This is a genomic window from Roseateles subflavus, assembly GCF_030285365.1.
Taxonomy (GTDB): Bacteria; Pseudomonadota; Gammaproteobacteria; order Burkholderiales; family Burkholderiaceae_C; genus Roseateles_B; species Roseateles_B subflavus.
The window spans coordinates 634,948-648,709 of sequence record NZ_JASVDS010000001.1; the positions used below are offsets into that span (position 1 = coordinate 634,948).

The 13,762-nt window shown below is 72.5% G+C and carries 12 protein-coding genes; 6 read left to right on the forward strand and 6 right to left on the reverse strand.

Annotation, left to right across the window (positions count from 1 at the left end):
* The first annotated feature begins 64 nt into the window (after window positions 1-64).
* Window positions 65-1,084 (forward strand): GGDEF domain-containing protein, encoded by a 1,020-nt coding sequence (locus QRD43_RS03005; protein WP_285980990.1) that lies wholly within the window; start codon window positions 65-67, stop codon window positions 1,082-1,084.
* 31 nt (window positions 1,085-1,115) lie between these two features.
* Here the strand turns inward: QRD43_RS03005 and QRD43_RS03010 are convergent, their stop codons facing one another.
* Window positions 1,116-1,601, reverse strand: coding sequence for a helix-turn-helix domain-containing protein (locus tag QRD43_RS03010; RefSeq protein ID WP_285980991.1), 486 nt, complete (start codon window positions 1,599-1,601; stop codon window positions 1,116-1,118).
* 109 nt (window positions 1,602-1,710) lie between these two features.
* On the opposite strand from QRD43_RS03010, the gene QRD43_RS03015 reads away from it, so the two are divergent.
* The 3 genes from QRD43_RS03015 to QRD43_RS03025 are packed head-to-tail and all read left to right on the forward strand — an operon-like array spanning window position 1,711 to window position 3,093.
* Window positions 1,711-2,223: a DUF2938 family protein gene (locus QRD43_RS03015; RefSeq protein WP_285980992.1), complete on the forward strand. Its 513-nt coding sequence runs from the start codon at window positions 1,711-1,713 to the stop codon at window positions 2,221-2,223.
* Window positions 2,224-2,270: 47 nt separating this feature from the next.
* A complete protein-coding gene (locus QRD43_RS03020; RefSeq protein ID WP_285980993.1) occupies window positions 2,271-2,837 on the forward strand; it encodes a flavodoxin family protein in 567 nt (188 codons plus the stop codon).
* A gap of 16 nt (window positions 2,838-2,853) precedes the next feature.
* Window positions 2,854-3,093: a DUF2798 domain-containing protein gene (locus QRD43_RS03025; RefSeq protein WP_285980994.1), complete on the forward strand. Its 240-nt coding sequence runs from the start codon at window positions 2,854-2,856 to the stop codon at window positions 3,091-3,093.
* Window positions 3,094-3,101: 8 nt separating this feature from the next.
* Here the strand turns inward: QRD43_RS03025 and QRD43_RS03030 are convergent, their stop codons facing one another.
* The 4 genes from QRD43_RS03030 to QRD43_RS03045 form a co-directional block, all read right to left on the reverse strand.
* Window positions 3,102-4,223 (reverse strand): MBL fold metallo-hydrolase, encoded by a 1,122-nt coding sequence (locus QRD43_RS03030; protein WP_285980995.1) that lies wholly within the window; start codon window positions 4,221-4,223, stop codon window positions 3,102-3,104.
* Between the two features lie 66 nt (window positions 4,224-4,289).
* Complete coding sequence (locus QRD43_RS03035) at window positions 4,290-5,237, reverse strand: type 2 periplasmic-binding domain-containing protein (RefSeq protein ID WP_285980996.1); 948 nt, start codon at window positions 5,235-5,237, stop codon at window positions 4,290-4,292.
* 181 nt (window positions 5,238-5,418) lie between these two features.
* On the reverse strand, window positions 5,419-6,774 hold the full coding sequence (locus QRD43_RS03040; protein WP_285980997.1) for a peptide MFS transporter: 1,356 nt from the start codon (window positions 6,772-6,774) through the stop codon (window positions 5,419-5,421).
* Window positions 6,775-7,063: 289 nt separating this feature from the next.
* The gene (locus QRD43_RS03045; protein WP_285980998.1) at window positions 7,064-9,451 is read right to left on the reverse strand and encodes a heavy metal translocating P-type ATPase; all 2,388 of its coding nucleotides are present in this window, start codon (window positions 9,449-9,451) and stop codon (window positions 7,064-7,066) included.
* A gap of 43 nt (window positions 9,452-9,494) precedes the next feature.
* On the opposite strand from QRD43_RS03045, the gene QRD43_RS03050 reads away from it, so the two are divergent.
* Both QRD43_RS03050 and QRD43_RS03055 read left to right on the forward strand, forming a co-directional pair.
* On the forward strand, window positions 9,495-10,013 hold the full coding sequence (locus tag QRD43_RS03050; RefSeq protein ID WP_342399031.1) for a Cd(II)/Pb(II)-responsive transcriptional regulator: 519 nt from the start codon (window positions 9,495-9,497) through the stop codon (window positions 10,011-10,013).
* Window positions 10,010-11,182 (forward strand): HPP family protein, encoded by a 1,173-nt coding sequence (locus QRD43_RS03055; protein ID WP_285980999.1) that lies wholly within the window; start codon window positions 10,010-10,012, stop codon window positions 11,180-11,182. The genes QRD43_RS03050 and QRD43_RS03055 overlap by 4 nt, the downstream gene beginning before the upstream one ends.
* Window positions 11,183-11,215: 33 nt before the next feature.
* Here the strand turns inward: QRD43_RS03055 and QRD43_RS03060 are convergent, their stop codons facing one another.
* Window positions 11,216-13,588: a DUF7151 family protein gene (locus QRD43_RS03060; protein WP_285981000.1), complete on the reverse strand. Its 2,373-nt coding sequence runs from the start codon at window positions 13,586-13,588 to the stop codon at window positions 11,216-11,218.
* Between the last annotated feature and the right edge of the window lie 174 nt (window positions 13,589-13,762).

Sequence of the window (13,762 nt, forward strand, 5' to 3'; positions counted from 1 at the left end):
TTGTCTCCAAACAAAAATCAGATGACAGATCCAGGGAGTCATCCCCCTCTTTCCGGAGGCCGCCATGCTGACCGCGGCTGAACTCCTTCGAATCATCGACATCCATGGCCAGGTGGCCGAGATGGGCCTGGACCAGGCCGGCGTCATGAAGCTGGTGACGCAGACCACCCTGGAGCTGGTCGCTGCCGATGGCGCCGTCATCGAGATCGCCGAGGGCGACAGCCTCAGCTATCGCGCCGCCAGCGGCACGGCCGTCGCGCAGCTGGGCGTGCAGGTGGCGCTGATGGCCAGCCTCTCCGGTGAATGCATGCGCCGCAACGAAGCCCTGACCTGCACCGATGCCGAAGAGGATCCGCGTGTGGACCGCGACGCCTGCCGCCGCGTGGGCCTGCGCTCCATGGTCGTGGTGCCGCTGATGCACCTGGGCCAGCCGGTGGGCGTGCTCAAGGCCATGTCCCGCGAGGTCGGCCATTTCGGGCCCAAGCAGGCCGAGCTGCTGACCCTGCTGGCGCGTGTGGTCGGCACGGCCATGTACTGGGCCACCCACTATGGGCAGGACGACCTCTTCCAGCGGGCCACCCATGACGACCTCACCGGCGTGGCCAACCGCGCCATGTTCCTGGAGCAGCTGCGCGGCGCCCTGCAGCGTTCGCGTCGCACCCAGCAGCATCTGGCCGTGCTGATGCTGGACATGGACGGGCTCAAGCCCCTCAACGACCACCACGGGCACAGCGTGGGCGACGCTGCCCTGGTGGAGTTCGCCCGCCGCCTCAAGGACACGGCGCGCGGCGAGGACGTGGTGGCCCGGCTCGGCGGCGATGAGTTCGCGCTGCTGATGCCCTCGGTGTCCGATGCCGACGGCGTGCGCCGGTTCGAGCTGCGCCTGCAGGAGGCCCTGCGCCAGCCCTTCGTCTTCCGCGGCCAGCGCCATCCCGTGCAGGCCAGCTGCGGATTCGCCATGCACCCGGCGGACGGGGTCAAGGCCGAACAGCTGATCGACTGCGCCGACCAGCGCATGTACGAGTCCAAGCGCGAACGCAAGAAGGCCCGGGTGGACGCGCCGGCCGACCCGCTGCGCGCCTGAGCGGCAGGGGGCGCCGCGCGGTACCTGCCGCTCAGGCGGCTGGCGGCTTGGGCCGGGCCTGGCGTGCCTTGCGGGCCCGCCGCGCCTGCTCCGCCGGCGGGGCCGCGCCGCCCTCGCGCTGCAGGTCCAGCGCCCCCGCCGCCGCGGCCTTGAGCAGGCGCTGGAAGGTGGGGCATTGCGCATGGCTGGGCGCCGGGCAGGCGGCGGCATGGCGCAGGCCGCGGCTCACGGCACGCAGGCGCAGCACCTGGGCATCGATCGCCTCCGCCTTGGCCGCCAGCAGGCCGCGGTCCACGCTGGCCTCGCCATTGGGCAGCACCATGGTGCGGATCTCGTCCAGCGAGAGCCCGGCGGCCTGCCCCAGCGCAATCAGGGCCAGCTGGTTCATGACGCCCGGCGGATAGCGCCGCCGGCCGGCCCCCTCACGTTCCAGCGGCGCGATGAGCCCGCGCCGCTCGTAGTAGCGCAGCGTCGAGGCGGCCACCCCGGAACGACGTGCCACCTCCGCGATATCCATCACAGAACACCTCTTGACTTGAAGTTGACTTCAACTTCTATCCTGACTTCCATGGGCTCGAAGGTCAAGTGGCCGGAGGGCGCAGGACGCAATCCACAGGAGGTGTGTGATGAATGGATCGACGGACATGCTGTCCACCCTGGCGCAGGGCCTGGCCCTGGGCGCGGGGGCGACGGCGCTGATGGACCTCTGGCTCATGGGCCTGCGACGTGCCGGCGTGGCGACCCTGGACTTCGCCCTGCTGGGCCGCTGGGCGGGGCACCTGCCGCAGGGGCGCTGGCGGCACGAGGCCATTGCGAAGGCCCGCCCCGTGCGCGGCGAGCGGGCGCTGGGCTGGCTCGTGCACTACGCCGTGGGCCTGCTCTTCGCGGCCCTGCTGCTGGCCTGGCAGGGGCCCGCCTGGCTGGACGCCCCCCGCCTGGCGCCAGCCCTGCTGCTGGGCCTGGCCACCGTGGCGGCGCCCCTGCTCCTCATGCAGCCGGCCATGGGCGCCGGCCTGGCGGGGCGGCGCAAGGGGCCGGTGGGGCCCCAGGTGCTGCGCAGCGCGGTCAACCACCTCGTCTTCGGCCTCGGCCTCTACCTCAGCGCGCTGGCGATCCAGCTGCTGCGCGCCGCTGCCTGAGTGCCGTCTTCCTTTTCCCTTCATTCCAACGCAAGGAGTACTCCCTCATGAAGAAGCTCGCCGTCATCTATCACAGCGCTCATGGGCACACGGCCCACATCGCCCGCCACATCGTCGAGGGGGCGCGGGGCGTGACCGGCGTGGAGGTCGACCTGCTGCAGGCCGAGACACTGGCCGACAGCCCCGATGCCATCACCGCCTACGACGGGCTGCTGATGGGCTCGCCCACCTACCTGGGCGGCGTGTCCTCGCAGTTCAAGCGCTTCATGGACGCCACGGGGCGGATGTGGCGCCAGCAAGGCCTGCGCGGCAAGCTGGCCGGCGGCTTCACCGTCTCCTCGCTGCCCTCGGGAGACAAGCAGTCCACGCTGACCTCGCTCTTCGTCTTCGCCATGCAGCACGGCATGGTGTGGGTGGGCAATCCGATCCTGCCGGAGCAGCACACCGGTGTGCCGGAACATGAGGCGGCCAACCGGCTCGGCTCGTGGTCCGGGCTGATGGCGCAGTCCGGCCACGGGATGCCGGCGGATGCCTTCGAGCCTGGCGACATCAAGACCGCCCACCTGTTCGGCCGCCACATGGCCGAGACGCTGCACCGCATGGGCGCGGCCTGAGGCGCGGGAGACGGCCATGATGCCTGCCCGCTTCGCCCCGGTCCTGTTCGCCCTGATCCTGTCAGGCCTGATGTCCGCGCTGGTCGCCGGCATCGCCAGCTGGAGCGCATCCCGTGCTGACATCCAGGATCCGTGGCCCTGGCTCCTGGCCTGGCGCAGCGCCTGGCTGCATGCCTGGCCCGTGGCCTTCCCTGCCGTGCTGCTGATGGCCCCGCTGACCCGCCGCCTCGTGGCCTGGCTGACGACACCGCGCTGAGGGGGCCCTCAGTCCAGCGGCCAGGGCATCCAGCGCGGCACGCGCGGTGCCTCCGCGGGCGCGGCGGCCGGCGTGGTGGGCTGACCCGCCAGCCGCCACCACGGGGCGGGCTCGGGCGTGGCCCGCGCGGGCTCCAGGGCTTCGCCCAGGCGGGGCATCAGCAGGGGAACACCGCGTGCGGGGGCCAGCTGCAGCAGGGTCTCGGCGGGCTCGTCCCAGTCGTGGGTGGCCAGGTTGAAGGTGCCCCAGTGCACCGGCAGCAGGGCGCCGCCGCCCAGCCACTCCCAGGCCTGCAGGGCGTTCACCGGGCCCAGGTGGATGTCGCCCCACGAGGGGTGGTAGGCACCCACCTCCAGCATCACGAGATCGAACGGGCCGAAGCGCTCCCGGATGGCCAGGTACTCGCGGCTGAGGCCGGTGTCGCCGCTGAAGAAGACCCGATGCCGCGGGGACTCGATCACGAACGAGGACCACAGCGTGGCGTTGCGGTCCTTCAGGCCCCGGCCCGAGAAATGCTGCGAAGGCGCCGCATGCACGCGCAGGTCGGTGCCGGCCAGCGTGTGCGACTCCCACCAGTCCAGCTCGATGATGCGCTCCGGCGGAATGCCCCAGGCCTGCAGGTGCGCCCCCACGCCGAGCGAGGTGATGAAGGGCTGCGGCCGCTTGGCCAGGGCGCGGACGGTGGGGTAGTCCAGGTGGTCGTAGTGGTCGTGGGAGATCAGCACGGCGTCCAGCGGCGGCAGGCTTCGCAGCGGCACGGGGGGCGGCTGGTAGCGCTTGGGGCCGGCGAGCGTCGAGGGCGAGACGCGCGGGCCCCACACGGGGTCCGTCAGCAGGCGAAGCCCGTCGATCTCGATGAGCACGCTCGAATGGCCGAGCCAGCTGGCCCGCAGGCCGCTGGCCGGGGCGTGCGTCCAGGTTTCGCGCGGGTTCACGGTGGGCAGCGGGCCGGGCGGGCGGCGTCGCCCATCGGGGCAGAGGATCTCCAGCATCGAGGCCCGCGGGCCGGTCGCGTCGCGCAGGCCGGGGGGAATCGGGTGCAGATTGCGAAAGCCCTGCCCGTCCCAGCGCGGTGAGGCCTGCATGCGTTCGAGGCGGGCGCCGCTGGCGCGTTGGCCCATGGATTTCATGCGCGGAAGCTCCTGCGTGAAAAGACCCGATCGTAGCGAGGGCGGCCCTCACCCTCGCCCACGCCCTCAACGCGGGCGACCGGCCGCCGGGGCGTCCATCAGCTGCAGCATGGCCGCGCGCAGCGCGGGGTGGTAGCGGTCCAGCGGCAGGTAGGGCTGCGCCGCCGGCCAGCCGGGATTGGGCAGCGGGACGAGGTGGCCGGGCACCCGCCGCTGGCCGGACAGCAGCGGCCCGAGCCCGGGGCTGCGCAGCTGCAGCTCGCGCAGGGAGCCGTCCGCCTGTGCCGCTTCCAGGCCCCGCTGCAGGGCAGCCTTCAGGCGCTCGTTGCCCCGGGTGAAGAAGAAGACCCGCGGGAAGGGATAGAACAGCCCGACGTTCGGATGCACGAGCACGTCGGGCGCCTCCGCCTGGTGCTTGCGCAGCAGCTCGTGCGCCTCCTCGGCGCCGAGTGGCAGCACGTCGAAGCGGCCGTTGTGCAGCATGCGCCAGAGGCTCGGGAAGCCGCCCTCCACCACCTGCAGGCCGGCGCTGCGCAGGATGTGCACATCGGGCCAGCCCACGCCCTGGCCGATGACGAGCGAGGCCATATCCGCCAGGCCGCGCATCGCGTCCAGGCGCGCCACGGTGTCCGCCCGGCACAGCAGCAGGCGGCAGCCGGCGAGGCCCTGGTCGATCGGGAAGGGCAGGTAGTCGAAGGGATCGCTCATCCAGCGTGACAGGCCGGCGTCCACGATGTCGAGCGTCCCACGCTGGATCGCCTGCATGGCCATGCGCGACGAGCCGCGCTGCTCCGCCACGGCCAGCCGGTGGGGCTCGCCCGAACGGTCCAGGGCCAGGCGCAGCACCTGGTAGCCATAGGCCTCGGCGGGGCGCTCGTCGATGTGGGGATACCGCACCCGCAGCGGCGGCTCGGTGCCGGCCCGGGCTGGCGTGGCGATCGGCGCGAGGACCGGCGCGGCCAGCGAAAGCCCGGCCCGGGTCAGCAGCGAACGGCGGGAGCAGACGGTCGGCATGGACGGTCTCCGGCTTGTAGCGACGCTCCCTGGCGTGGGCCGTTCGGCCTTCTTGTGGGTCCGCTGCCAGGATAGCGCCTGTGCCTGACAGCCGCCCAACCGCGCTGGCGAGGGCACCGGCGGGTGGGCCGGGCAAAAAAAAGACGCGCCGAAGCGCGTCCTTTCGTGAAGCGTAGAGGCGTCAGGCCTTGGTGTCTTCCGCGCCGTGGGTCCAGGTGACCAGCTTGCCGGAGATGGCCCACAGGCCCAGGCCGAAGGCCAGCAGGAAGACCGTGAGGCCGCCGAAGATCGTCAGCTCGCCCGCCTGCTCGGCATAGGCGCCGACCACGCCGGCCAGCTTGTTCGCCACGGCGTTGATCAGGAACCACACGCCCATCATCAGGCTCGCCAGGCGCAGCGGGGCCAGCTTGGTGACCATGGACAGGCCCACCGGGGAGATGCACAGCTCGCCCATGGTGTGCAGCAGGTAGGCCAGCACCAGCCAGTGCATGCCGGCCTTGCCGCTGCCGGACTGCTCCATCGACGCACCCACCATGAAGAGGAAGCCCAGGGCCGTGAACACGAGGCCGAGGATCATCTTGGTCGGGGTGCTGGGGTTCTTGCCGGCGCGGCCGAGGCGGCTCCACAGCATGGCGAAGACAGGGCCCAGCAGCACGATGAAGAAGGCGTTGACCGACTGGAACCAGCCCGCCGGCACCTCGAAGGCGCCGATGAAGCGGTTGGTCTTCTCGGAGGCGTAGATGTTCAGCAGACCGCCGGCCTGCTCGAAGGCCGTCCAGAAGATCACGATGAACACGAACAGCACGAAGACGACGCGCATGCGGTCCCACTCGATCTGCGTCAGCGGCTCCTTCTTGCCGCCGCTGGCCTGCAGTGCGCGCTTGGCGCCCGGCTCCGTGCCGACGTCGCCCAGCAGGCGCGGGGCCAGCAGCAGCTGTGTCACGACGGACACCAGCATCCCGATGCCGGCGGACATGTAGCCGTACTTCCAGCCCCATTCGGCGCTTTCGCCCAGCGTGGAGCAGATCAGCGGGGCCATGAAGGCGCCGACGTTGATGCCCATGTAGAAGATCGTGAAGGCCGCATCGCGACGGGCATCGCCCGGTGCGTACAGGTCACCGACCATGGTCGAGATGTTCGGCTTGAAGAAGCCGTTGCCCACGATCAGCAGGCCGAGGCCCACATAGAACAGCGTGGTGTTGCCCGGGATGGCGGCGGACAGCGTGAACTGGCCCGCGGCCATGATGAGGCCGCCGAGGATGATGGACTTGCGCTGGCCCAGGAAGTTGTCGGCGATCCAGCCACCGAACAGCGGCGTGAGGTAGCACAGGCCCGTGAAGGTGCCGTACAGGCTCAGGGCGTCGGCGTTCGTCCAGCCGAAGCCGGGATTGGCGGCCGTGGTGCTGGCCACGAGCGTCAGCACCAGCAGGGCGCGCATGCCGTAGTAGCTGAAGCGCTCCCACATTTCCGTGGCGAACAGAAGGAACAGGCCCTTCGGATGGCCGAGCAGGGTGCCGGCCGGGACGTTAGAACTCATACAGAACCTTTGGGTGACAGGTCGGGGGCAGGCCGCTTCGCCGGTGGGCGGAACAGGCACAGGGCGGCAGCGAGGCCGCAGAGCCGCAGGGTGCGTGGCGACGGCTCGCACCCGCGGAGCGCCTGCATGGCATCGAGCCACACCGGTGCCGCTTGCGGACGCGGGATTGTCGCCGCGCGTTTACAGCGTGTTTCTGCGGGTTCCTACCAAGTCCAGGCCCGAGACCCCATGCCTTTCGACAGGGGTGGCGCCCCGATTCAGCGGCGATCGGGCGCTGATCGCACCGTTTTCAGCGCTGCGGCTGCCAGCGCAGCAGGCGCAGGCCCAGCAGCACCACCAGCAGCGCCGCGCCCGCGTCGGCTAGGACGGCCAGCCACAGGCTGCCCAGCCCGGCGAGCGTGAGGACCAGCACCACGGCCTTCAGACCGAGGGCCAGGGCGATGTTCTGCCACAGCACGCGGTTGCAGTCGCGGGAGAGGTCGACCAGCTCGGGCAGGCGGCGCAGGTCGTCCTGCATGAGGGCGATGTCGGCGGTCTCCAGCGCGGTGGCCGTGCCGGCGGCACCCATGGCGATGCCGATGTCCGCGCGGGCCAGGGCCGGCGCGTCGTTCACGCCGTCGCCCACCATGGCCACGAGGCCGCGCTCGCGCAGGCGGGCGATCGCCTCCAGCTTCTGCTCGGGCAGGAGCGGGGCCTGGACCTGCGCCTCGGGCAGGCCCAGCTCGCCGGCGGCGGCCAGGGCGGCGCCGCGCTGGTCTCCGCTGAGCATGTGCACCTGGATGCCGCGCGCCTGCAGCGCCTTCACCGCGCCGGCGCTGTGGCCGCGCAGGCGGTCGCGCAGCGCCAGCAGGCCTTCGCAGCGCCAGCCGGTGGGCGTCTGCCGCAGCAGCCACAGCACGCTGCAGCCGGCCTCGCTCCAGGTGCGGGCGGCGGCGTCGGCGGTGGCATCGCGAGCCCCGAGCTCGCCGGCGAGCGTCTCGTTGCCAAGCTGCCAGGCGTCATCCGCCAGCGAGGCGCGCACGCCGCGGCCTGGCAGGGTCTCGAAGCCGGTCAGGGGCAGCAGGGTCAGGTCTTGCGCGGCGGCGGCCTCGAGCAGGGCGAGGGCCAGCGGATGGCGGGACCCGGCATCCAGGCTTGCGGCGTGGCGCAGCAGGGCGGCGTCATCCAGGGCTCCCAGCGAGGTCAGCCCGACCAGCGCCGGCCGCCCCTCGGTCAGCGTGCCCGTCTTGTCCAGCGCGATGCTGCGCAGCCGGTGGGCCTGCTCCAGGAAGAGCCCGCCCTTGATGAGCAGCCCCCGCCGTGCGCCGGCCGTCAGCGCGCTGACCACCGTCACCGGCGTCGAGATCACCAGCGCACAGGGGCAGGCCACGACCATCAGCACGAGCGCCTTGTAGACCCAGGGCGCGAAGGGGTCGCCCAGCAAAAGCGGCGGCAGCAGGGCCAGCAGCAGCGCGGCCGCGACGACGATCGGCGTGTAGACCCGCGCGAAGCGGTCGACGAAGCGCTGGGTCGGCGCGCGCTGGGCCTGGGCTTCCTGCACGGCCTGCGCCATGCGGTCCAGCAGCGTCTGCCCCTTCGCGGCGGTCACCGTCATCAGCAGCAGGCCGAGCTCGTTGACCGAGCCGGCCAGCAGCGGGTCACCCGGCTGCTTGGGCACGGGGACGCTCTCGCCCGTCAGCGCGGCCTCGTTGACGCTGGACAGGCCCTCGATCACCTGCCCGTCCAGGGGCACGCGTTCGCCGGCCCGGATGCGCAGCACGGCCCCGAGCGGCACGGCCCCGCTGGGTTGCTCCGTCCATTGGCCGTCCGGCAGCCGCACCCAGGCGGTCTCGGGGGCCAGGGCGCCGAGGGCGCGGATGGCGTCGCGGGCGCGGGCCAGGCTCAGGGCCTCCAGCATCTCCGACAGGCCGAAGAGCCACACCACCATGGCGGCTTCCGGCCACTGGCCCAGCACGAGGGCGCCGATCACGGCCAGGCTCATCAGCAGGTGGATGTTGAGCGTGAGGCTGCGCAGCGCCACCCAGCCCTTGCGCAGCGTCGGCAGGCCGCCGAGCAGCACGGCAAGCGCGGCGCAGGCGATCACGGCCAGCTCGGCGGCGCCGACGTAGTGCAGGCCCTCGGACGCCATCGCCGCGACGCCGGCCACCCCCATGCGCCAGCGCAGCGGCACGGGCACGGCCGGCGCTTCGGGCGCCGCCCGCGTGCCTTCCAGCACCTCGGCGGCCAGCCCGGCGGCCCCGATGCGCGCCTGCAGGGCCTGGACGAAGCCGGTGCCGTCCGTGGCGTCGTGGTCCACGCTCAGCACCCGCCCGAGCAGGTCGAAATGCAGGGCGCGGATCGCCGGCTCGCCCGCCAGGTGCTTGCGCAGCAGCGCTTCCTCCGTCGGGCAGTCCATGCCGGCGATGTGCAGGCGCAGGCGTTGCTGGCCGGTGGCCACCGCGGCCAGCGGCGCGGGCGGCGCAAGGACGGGTTCGCAGCTCGCGCCGCCGCCGCATGCGCCATGCGGGTGCTCGTGCTCGTGCTCGTGCTCGTGCTCGTGCTCGTGCTCGTGCTCGTGCTCGTGCTCGTGTGAGCCACAGCAGGACTTCTCTTGAGAGTGGGCGCAAACATCGACGGTGGCCGTCGGCGCGGTGGCGGCGCGGTCGTGGGCGGTGACAGGGCGGTGTTTCAGGTCCATGGGGTCATTGAACAGCCTGTAGCCACTCCAGAGTCAAGCGACTATGCTGCGCACCTTCCCAAGCAAGGCGGCCGGCAGGCCGGTGGTGGTCCAGATGCGCATCGGTGAACTCAGCAAGGCGACGGGGGTCGACATCGAGACCATCCGCTTCTATGAAAAGAGCGGGCTGCTCCCGCCGCCGGCCCGCAGCGACAACGGCTACCGGGACTACGACCGGCCGCATCTGGAGCGCCTGGCCTTCATCCGGCATTGCCGGGCGCTGGACATGTCGCTGGCGGACGTCGGCCTCCTGCTGCAGAGCCTGAACAGCCATGATCCCCAGCAGCTGGCGGACGTGGATGCGCTGGTCGACGCGCAGCTGGGGCGGGTGCGGGCGCGGCTCAAGAGCATGCAGGCGCTGGAGGCGCAACTGCAGGCGCTCAAGAGCCGCTGCGATGCCCGGCACGATCATCATGGCTGCGGCATCCTCGCCGAACTGGTGGCCGCGGCCCATGGCGAGGCCTGCGCCTGCCATGGGCATGCGGGGGATGACGTCGGGGACCAGACCGGAGGCCGGACATGAGCTCGGACCGGCGCCCGGACCTGAGCCGGGCCGGGGCGAGCCGCCCGGGGCTGGCCGGCCTGCGCACCTTCATTCCGGCCCCGCTGACGGCACCCTGGCGCGAACTGCTGCTGGGGGCGCTGGGCGTCGGCCTGGGCCTCCTGTGCACGGAATGGATCAGCCGCCACGCGCTCGCCGGGCAGGCGCTGTGGTTCGTGGCGCCGATGGGGGCCTCGGCCGTCCTCGTGTTCAGCGTCCCGGCCAGTCCGCTAGCCCAGCCCTGGTCGGTGCTCGGCGGAAACGTGATCTCGGCGCTGGTCGGCGTCGCCTGCCACCACGTGCTGGGCGCCTCCGGTCCGGCGCTGGCCGCGGCGGGGTTGCTGGCGGTGCTGGCGATGATCGCCCTGCGCTGCCTGCATCCGCCGGGCGGCGCGGTGGCCGTCACCGCGGCGCTGGGCAGCCCGACGCTGGAGAGCCTGGGCTACAGCTACGCCTTCTGGCCCGTGGGCCTGAACTCGTTGCTGATGCTGGTGCTGGCGCTGGTCTTCAACCGGCTGGCGGGCCGCCACTACCCGCACCAGGGCGCCGCGCCGGCCAATGTGCACCGCACCGCCGACCCGCTGCCCAGCCGCCGCGGCGGGCTCCAGGCCGAGGACGTGGACGCGGCGCTCGCGTCCTTCGGTGAGGTGCTGGACATCGACCGGCATGACCTGGAAGAGATCCTCGTGCGCGCCCAGCTGCATGCCCGGCAGCGCCAATGGGCGGATGTGCGCTGCGCCGACGTGATGGCCCGCGACGTCATCTGCGTCGGCCCGCAGGCTCCGATCGACACCGCCTGGGCGCTGCTGGCACGGCACAAGGTCAAGGCCCTGCCGGTGGTCGATGCCGGCCGGCGCCTGGTGGGCATCGTGTCCTTGCATGACTTCTTCCTCGGGCGCGAGCCGGCCGCGCTCGAGCGCGGCCCGCGCATGACCGAGGCGCGGCGCGTGTCCGACATCATGACGGCGCGCGTGCGCAGCGCCCGGCCGGAGCAGGCGCTGGCCGAGCTGGTCGGCGCCTTCTCCGACGGCGGCCTGCACCACATGCCGGTGGTGGACGAGGCCCGGCGCGTGGTGGGCATGATCACGCAGTCGGACGTGGTGGCGGCCCTGTTCAGCCGCCAGCCGGCCGTCGCGGCGAACGCGGCCTGAACGGCCGGGATGCCCTGAACGCCCCGCCCGCCCTCAGTTCAGCGGCAGGATGATCAGCATGCCGGCGGCACCGTGGGTCGCCAGGGTCTCGCCTGCCAGGCGGAAGCCATTGCCGCCCGCGCCGGGCGTGCCGGGGATGCCGCCCCCCTGCGTGCCGCTGGCCGCCAGGCCCTGGGTCCACGACAGGCCGAGGGCCGGCGCGGCGAACGAGGCGCTGCCGCCGATGCCGGGCAGGCCGACGACCTCCGTACCGTCGTCGCTGCTGTAGAGGTGGTGTGTGCCGGCCGCGCCTCCCGTGGCCAGGAGCACGGTGGTCCCTTGGTAGACGACCTTGGAGTCGCCGCCCCGGCCCGATGCCGGCGGGGGCGAGGGGGTCGCATTCAGGATGCCGGGGCTCGCCGCGACGCCCCCCGCGCCGGCAGAGACCGTCAGCGTGCCGCCCGGGTTCACGGCCAGGTAGACGCGCTGGTAGGCCCCCGAGCCGCCACCGGCCGCATCGCCCGCCCCCCAGGCCGGGGTGCTGACCTGCGCGCAGGCTGTGGTCCGGCAATTGAAGGCGTTGCCACCCGCACCGCCGCCGCCCCAGCCTTCGATCAGCACGGCGTGCACGCCGGCAGGCACCACATAGGTGCCGGCGGTCGTGAACACGGCCGCGCCAGGCCCTGCGGGGCCCGCGGGTCCGGTGGCGCCCGTCGCGCCTGTCGCACCCGTTGCACCCGTTGCACCCGTTGCGCCATGGCAGGCATAGCCGATGCTGTTCACTTCGGCCGCATCCAGGAGGCCATTGCGGTTGCTGTCCAGCCCGCTGCTGATCTGGCTGCCGCCTTGCGGGCAGGCCGCGCCGGCCCCGATGGCCTCGACCTTGCTCAGGCTGTTCAGGCCGTCGTCCCCGCGCGCTCCGTTGCAGACATAGCTGGTGGACTGCACCTCGCCGGCGGACAGGGCGCCATCGCCATCGGCGTCGATGCCGACGCTGATGCGCTGGCCGCCCGTGGCACAGTGCGCGCCGGCAGGTTCACCGCTCATGAGCACCCGGGCGCTCAGGCCGTTGCTGCCATTCGCGCCGTGGCACAGGTACTGCACCGAGCTGACCTCGGCCCCCGAGAGCGAGCCGTCGCGGTTGAGGTCCAGGCCCGATGAGACGCGGTTGCCGCCGGCCGGGCAGTTGGCCCCGGCGGCCTCGGCATCGATGCGGAACAGGCTGGTGCGGCCGTCCTGGCCATTGGCGCCGGTCGCTCCGTCGTTGCCGCGCGCACCCTGGCAGAGGTAGCGCGTGGACGTCACCTCCGCCGGGTCGAGCAGGTGGTTGCGGTTGCTGTCCGGGCCCGCTGTGATGCGCACGGCGGCCCCGGTGCAGCCGGGGGCCGTGGCGACGTCCTCCATCGCCATCAGGCTGCCGATGCCGTCCTGGCCACCGGCCCCCGCGTTGCCGTTGGCGCCGGAGCAGACGTAGGCGGTGGACTGCACCTCGTTGCCGTCCAGGACCCCGTTTCCGTTGAGGTCCAGGCCGGTGTCCATGCGCGCGCCGCCCGCGGGGCACTGGGCGCCGGCGGGGACCGGCGTCTGCACCAGGCGGGTGGACAGGGCCTTGCCGCCCTCCGTGCCGTTGCACAAGGTGTGGAGCTTGCTCACCTCCTGGGCATCGAGCACGCCGTTGCGGTTGGCGTCCAGGCCCGTCATGACCTTGCTGCCACCGGCGGGGCACACCGCCCCCGGCGGCTCGACGGCGATGTCGACCAGGCTGGCCGCGCTGCCGGCCGTGGCGGGCGTGTCGCAGGCATAGCGGGTGTAGGCCACTTCATCGGCATCGAGGCGGCCGTTGGCGTTGCGATCCTCGCCGGCGCTCAGCCGGGTGCCGCCCGCGGCGCAATGCAGGCCGGCCGGCTCGGCTTCCATGGACATGAGGCTGTACCGCGCGCCCGGCGCCAGTTGCTCGGTGCACACATAGCTGGTGATCACCACCTCGCTGTCGTCGAGCTTCTGGTTGCCGTTGGCATCCTGGCCCGCACGCACGCGCATGCCGCCCTGCGGGCAGGCCGCGCCGGCCGATTCCGCCTGCGTGCTCAGCAGCAGCTTCGCGGCCGGGCCCTGGCCGTCCTGGCCGCTCTGGCAGACGAACTGCGTCTGCGTGATTTCCTCACCCTGCAGCACCCCGTCGCTGTTGCGGTCGAGGCCCGACTCGATGCGGCTGCCACCCTGCGGGCACTGCGCGCCCGCTGACTCGACGCTCACATGGACCAGCGGCTTCGCCGTGACGCCGGGGGACGGACTGCCGCCGCCTGCGCCGGTGCTGCCACTGCCGCCACCGCAGCCGGCCAGCGCGAGCGCCGCCCAGGCCGTGGCCAGCAGGGCCCGGCCCTGCCTCCAGGCCCTCGTGGGGACGGGCCGTGTTGATTGTTCTTGCATTGATCCCACCATGATTCCTGTTCGCGCTGGCCGCGGGTTCGGCAGCGGTCCCGCCACCCGGTCGGGCAGCGGGCGCGAAGTCTAGGGATCAGGCGTTAGCGCAGCGTAAGAGCGGGCGGGCGCCTTGCCCCCTCCAGATCGACGGACGGGGGACGCTGAGGGAGGGGCCGGCGC